This window comes from Paenibacillus sp. P4_A7 (assembly GCF_056402455.1).
In genome coordinates this window covers 1-4,851 of the sequence record NZ_JBFUHJ010000429.1, presented here as the reverse complement: position 1 = coordinate 4,851, position 4,851 = coordinate 1, and the positions used below count along the sequence as shown (strand labels likewise).

Genomic DNA, 4,851 nt, shown 5'->3' with positions numbered 1-4,851 from the left:
CTTCATACGTGTGGGTACATAATATCCCATTTGAACATTTTCCTGAAGTGCCTTATTCAGAATTCGGAGATCAAGCAGTGAAGGATTGGCCTCGGCTCAAGGGAGAATATGAGCTTCCTTATTATCCGAATGTAACAATGGGCTGGGATTCGAGTCCCCGAACGGTGCAGACGGACGTATACGATGATGTAGGCTACCCTTTTATGAGCACGTTATCAGGAAATACGCCACAGCAGTTTGAGCGATATTTGCTTGAAGCGAAGCGATTTCTCGATAGTGAATCGGAAAAGTCGCGAATTTTGACGATCAATGCCTGGAATGAATGGACAGAGGGCAGCTATCTGGAGCCCGATACCGTTAACGGTATGGGATATCTGGAAGCTATACGCAATGTTTTCGGAGTCTCCGGGGATTAAAATAAAGACAACCAGCCCGTCAATTYTARAATTGACGGGCTGGTTGTTATTGCAGTTTAAATTGGAAGGAGTACCTTGATGCGTTTAGATGAATGGTCTCCAATTCGAGCAATTTGACATGACTTAGATCATCCATAAGACTGCAAGAACTAGTATTTTTCGCAAAGTCCTATTACTTGAAGAGTTTGTGCCGAGACGTCAAAGCGGTAGGTTCTTATTTCGTGCCCGTTCAACCTGACTTCCTCACGGATACCAAGTGATGGTATTGATAGGGTAGTCGTTTGCTCGCTGCCAGTCGGTTCAAATAACCTAATTACATAGCCTTCCCCACGTTCCTCTTTCTTGAACGCGCTTAGCTGCACAGTTCCTCCGTCCAAAAGAAGATAGGAGTCTGGTTGCTGACCATCACCGGAAGGGAAGAAGGACAATGCGAAAGGCTTCTCATTGTGTGCATCGGCCTCGCGATCAACGTGGGCTCGTCTTGCCGCTAACTCTCCACCATTTATCCAGAACGTGTAGTTACGCTCTCCCTGATCGATTCGCGGCAAAAACCGATCCTGCACCACGATAGGACGATCGTTGATCGGATGAGCACAATAGGCTGATCCGCGCAGTAAAGTGATACGAATCTCTCCGTCATGGAAATCCGATCCATAGACGCCATTGTTAATGCAGGTGATCGCTCGTGAGCTCTCTGAAGATTCGACGGATACCCACTTTTGTGCGACAGCTTCCTCTCCGTTATCTGGCAAGGCATGAGCGCCAAACGCCGTTTGTCCAATATAAGCACCGTCCGTGAGAAATGTCGGTATGGAAAGCTTCAGCATTTTGTCTTTCTCATTCCAATAAACCCTAACTTGGACTTCGATCTCAGTGCCTTGTTTTGGGAGTTTGTAGGTCAAGCAGATTGAAGAATTTCTGTAGGCGAGCACGGATTCAATTACAGTTCTCACTTCCCCGTCTTCAATGACACGAACGGAGGGCAATAACCGACTCTTAACCCCTGAGAAGTCAGTACCAGCTCCCGCGTCCATTAAGGCGAACTTTCCGATTACGTTAGGAAAAGCATTTGTGTCCATTCGCCATGGATCCTCATTGTCTTCAATAACAAGAGGACTAAAGGCATCCGGTTGGAGGTACGACATACCTCCTGCGACATATTCGTCGATTAGTCCGGTTGAAGCGTTCACGGTAACCTGCAGATCATCGGTTATAAAACGATAATTTCCGTCTTCCAATAACAAGTTAGGCTCACGTTGACCGAAGGAATCGAAATTAATTGCCGTCGATGGCTCGACATCAAATTTCTCCTTGAAATAGGTTTTGCCGTGTAGGATTTGCCTGACAAAGGATTCTCCCGAAGGCATATTACAATCAGGCTGCAAATACCAGCCTCCCATGATATGCCATTTCCCTTCGCCAACGAGCCTTTGTATTCGCTTGAATAAAGTGGGTTCGTATTCTTCCACCCATTTGTAAAGAATGACTTCATTATGATTGAACACATAGCCATCGAATTCCTCACAGAAGTCTGCTGCCGCACGGAAAGTGGATACTGCAGCTGCAGCGCCTTCCTCCCACTCCCACTGCCATACTGGATCCAAGTGCGCATTGCTTAGAAGATGAAGTTTCTTCATGAATGACCCCTCCAAGAGATGTAATTTTCTCCTTTATTATCTGGTAACTTGCATCATCAGGTAAATCGCTTATTATCATCATTTTTTGTCTTATTATGATATGATTAGCAAATCAACTGAGGGAAGAAGCTGTGATACGATGGACATTTCACGCTGGAAAACGGATCTGCCCGCTACTTTCAACCAGATATGCCATGAAATTAGCATCAATGATGTTACTATCGATTGGATTGATATCATTTTCGAGCAAATTGGTAACGCTAGTAAATGCCCTCCGCATGCGCATACTTGGTTTGAGTTTAACTATGTTCTATCAGGAGAAATGAAAACCCGTTTCGATGATCGCCTCGTAACGATGAGTGAAGGAGACTTCTTTCTAATTCCGCCAGGAATGATTCATTCCCACGCATATAGAGTCGATAAGCCTCATGAAGGAATTTGTATTCGATGGCGAATACGTCCTTCGGGCGAAAGATTACTACCGATCAGTGACTCTCTGTACGATCGATTGTTTAGCCTCCACCAGTGGAAGTCAGGAGGGTATCGCGATATTTACGGGATTAAGGACATCTTGCTGAATCTCTTCGAGGATGCCCAATCAGGTGTATCCCCGCTTGCCATGCAGCTGCTTCTGGTCAAATTACTAGATTCTTTGACTCGAGTTTCCGATCCTGAAACTGCACTTACCGACGAGAAGCTTAGTCCCTGCGATAAACTAGTAAGAAAAGTTGAGATTTATCTCGAGGACTTTCAAGGGGATCATTTCAGCGTCACAGCGCTCGCCGCTTCGCTGCATATGAGTTATGGCCATCTATGCCGACTTTATAAACAAAGTACAGGCATTACGATTATCGAGAGAATGAACCAGATCCGACTGGACAAGGCATGTACACTGCTACGGAATGATCCGTCGATGCTAATCAAGGAAGCGGCGTTGCGTTCTGGATTTCCGGATATCTATTACTTCAGTAAGGTATTCAAGAAATATTATGGGAAGACTCCAGTGGAGTTTAGGAAAAGCCAAGTGCTGGATTTATCTTTGTAGATTAATTTTCGCAAAACTTACTATACATCTTCTTGAAGGGGAATACGGGGCAAACTCGCAACCTATATATAGTATGAATTAGAAGTTTCAAACTCTCTAATTATGGTAATATGTATAAAAGTGAAGAGGGAGTGACGCGATGCCTCATCTTATTGGAGAAAGAATTATTTTGAGAGAATATAGAATAGAAGATTTAGAATCCATGCGATTTTGGGTCAATGATCCGAAAATAACGAATAACCTATCTGATATTTTTATGTACCCTCATACAAGAAACGCAACAGAAGCTTATCTGAACACAATAATTGAAGGAAAGACYGATCAGAAGGGATTTGTAATTGCCCATAAGGATACGGAAAAATATATTGGTCAAATAGATTTGTTTCATGTGGATTGGAAAAACAGATGTGCTGATATGGGGATCGTTATCGGGAATTCTGAATGGCAAAATAAGGGGTTCGGAACGGAAGCTATTCATCTTATGCAGGCATTCGTTTTTCAACAATTAAATCTAAACCGGCTTCAGCTTGAAGTACATGATTACAATGAGAACGCATTGAAATGTTATTTGAAATGCGGCTTTAAAGAAGAAGGAAGACTGAGACAGAAACACTTTTCTAATGGCCGATATAGCGATGTAGTTTATATGGGCATTCTAAAAGAAGAGTTCTATCCGTCCGACTGCAATTCGTAAAGCTCGCGCACATCGCATTTTACAGTGTCAGCAATCGATATCGCGACTTGAAGCGGCATTACTCTCTTGTTATCGATGTAGTCTGCTATACGTTCAGGCTTATATTGTAAGAGTTGTCCAAGCTGAACTCGTGACATCCCCCGTGCGATTAAAATATCATCAAGCAAACAGCGACCCAACACATATTTCATTTTAATGTATCATCCTTTGTTTCTTTTATTATTAGCATGAACGGAATCATATTTATAGGTATTGGTGAAAACTACAATGATGATGAAGGGGTGTCGTACATGAAGCTAACAGAGCAAGAAATTGTACAAATGCTAGCAAAGCGAGAGGGCTGGAACCGTGAAGACGGCAAGTGGATCGTCAAAAAATACCGGTTTCGCGAGTTTATGGAAAGTGTCGAATTTGTAAATAGAGTAGCTGAAGCCTCTGAACGTCTTAAGCATCATCCCTTTATTGCCATTGATTATAAAATGGTCACGCTTCGTATGACGACTTGGGTCGATGGCGGATTGACAAAGCTTGATTTTATGGCTGCGGAAGCGTTTGATGAAGCTTTTAAGGTCGAAAAGCGCTGATTAAATATAGGACTGATTAACATTATAGCAGATGCTAGCTGTTGAATAGTATGGCTTATTCAAGGCTGTATTATCCAACTATTTTGCATATAGCTCTGAGAATGATGATCGTCGTCGCGTATTTAAAGCATAGATTAAAACCTCGAAAGCTGCTCTAAGCATGCTTTCGAGGTTTTTTGTTATTTTCTGCTGAAGTGGGGACTACAGTTTAGCCGTTTTTCAACTAATTGATTGCATTTGTTCTTGTTATTGAGTCTTTTGATCTTGTTCTTGAATGCTGCTGTTTGCCCTGCTATTGCTCAGGCTTGGTGTTGCCTGTTTCCTTGCTAAGCTCTTCAAACGACTTCACTTTACCATGAGGCTGCTGCGAGTGCTTTCGTTGATGCCATGCATTTTCTCGACGATTTTTAGATGATGTCATATTCGCGACCCCTCCTTCCCTTATGTAGGTTGGCATATTGTTAGCCATCTCATA

Annotated in this window: 7 protein-coding genes; 4 read left to right on the top strand and 3 right to left on the bottom strand. The window is 43.0% G+C overall.

Annotated elements, in window-relative coordinates; translation table 11 throughout:
• The coding region (locus tag AC1DWN_RS28110) for a glycoside hydrolase family 99-like domain-containing protein (protein WP_477562184.1) at positions 1-416 on the top strand (416 nt) is incomplete at its 5' end.
• 149 nt (positions 417-565) lie between these two features.
• Here the strand turns inward: AC1DWN_RS28110 and AC1DWN_RS28105 are convergent.
• Positions 566-2,053 carry a glycoside hydrolase family 38 N-terminal domain-containing protein gene (locus tag AC1DWN_RS28105; protein WP_477562183.1) on the bottom strand — a complete coding sequence of 496 codons (1,488 nt, stop codon included), beginning with the start codon at positions 2,051-2,053 and terminating at the stop codon, positions 566-568.
• A gap of 139 nt (positions 2,054-2,192) precedes the next feature.
• Here AC1DWN_RS28105 and AC1DWN_RS28100 point away from each other — a divergent pair, with 139 nt between their 5' ends.
• Both AC1DWN_RS28100 and AC1DWN_RS28095 read left to right on the top strand, forming a co-directional pair.
• A complete protein-coding gene (locus AC1DWN_RS28100; RefSeq protein WP_477562182.1) occupies positions 2,193-3,098 on the top strand; it encodes an AraC family transcriptional regulator in 906 nt (301 codons plus the stop codon).
• 139 nt (positions 3,099-3,237) lie between these two features.
• Positions 3,238-3,792, top strand: a complete 555-nt coding sequence (locus AC1DWN_RS28095; RefSeq protein ID WP_477562181.1) for a GNAT family N-acetyltransferase — start codon at positions 3,238-3,240, stop codon at positions 3,790-3,792.
• Here AC1DWN_RS28095 and AC1DWN_RS28090 read toward each other — a convergent pair.
• Positions 3,768-3,983 (bottom strand): helix-turn-helix domain-containing protein, encoded by a 216-nt coding sequence (locus AC1DWN_RS28090; RefSeq protein ID WP_477562180.1) that lies wholly within the window; start codon positions 3,981-3,983, stop codon positions 3,768-3,770. The two genes, AC1DWN_RS28095 and AC1DWN_RS28090, sit on opposite strands and share 25 nt — an antisense overlap.
• Before the next feature lie 99 nt (positions 3,984-4,082).
• Between AC1DWN_RS28090 and AC1DWN_RS28085 the strand changes: the two genes are divergently transcribed.
• Positions 4,083-4,376, top strand: coding sequence for a 4a-hydroxytetrahydrobiopterin dehydratase (locus AC1DWN_RS28085; protein ID WP_477562179.1), 294 nt, complete (start codon positions 4,083-4,085; stop codon positions 4,374-4,376).
• 292 nt (positions 4,377-4,668) lie between these two features.
• On the opposite strand, the gene AC1DWN_RS28080 is transcribed toward AC1DWN_RS28085, so the two are convergent.
• On the bottom strand, positions 4,669-4,851 hold a 183-nt coding region (locus tag AC1DWN_RS28080), incomplete at its 5' end, for a DUF6254 family protein (protein ID WP_477562178.1).

Bases quoted from the DNA above. Each gene is read 5' to 3' on its own strand.
- AC1DWN_RS28105 (WP_477562183.1), bottom strand. From the start codon at position 2,053: ATGAAGAAACTTCATCTTCTAAGCAATGCGCACTTGGATCCAGTATGG.
- AC1DWN_RS28100 (WP_477562182.1), top strand. From the start codon at position 2,193: ATGGACATTTCACGCTGGAAAACGGATCTGCCCGCTACTTTCAACCAG.
- AC1DWN_RS28090 (WP_477562180.1), bottom strand. From the start codon at position 3,983: ATGAAATATGTGTTGGGTCGCTGTTTGCTTGATGATATTTTAATCGCA.
- AC1DWN_RS28085 (WP_477562179.1), top strand. From the start codon at position 4,083: ATGAAGCTAACAGAGCAAGAAATTGTACAAATGCTAGCAAAGCGAGAG.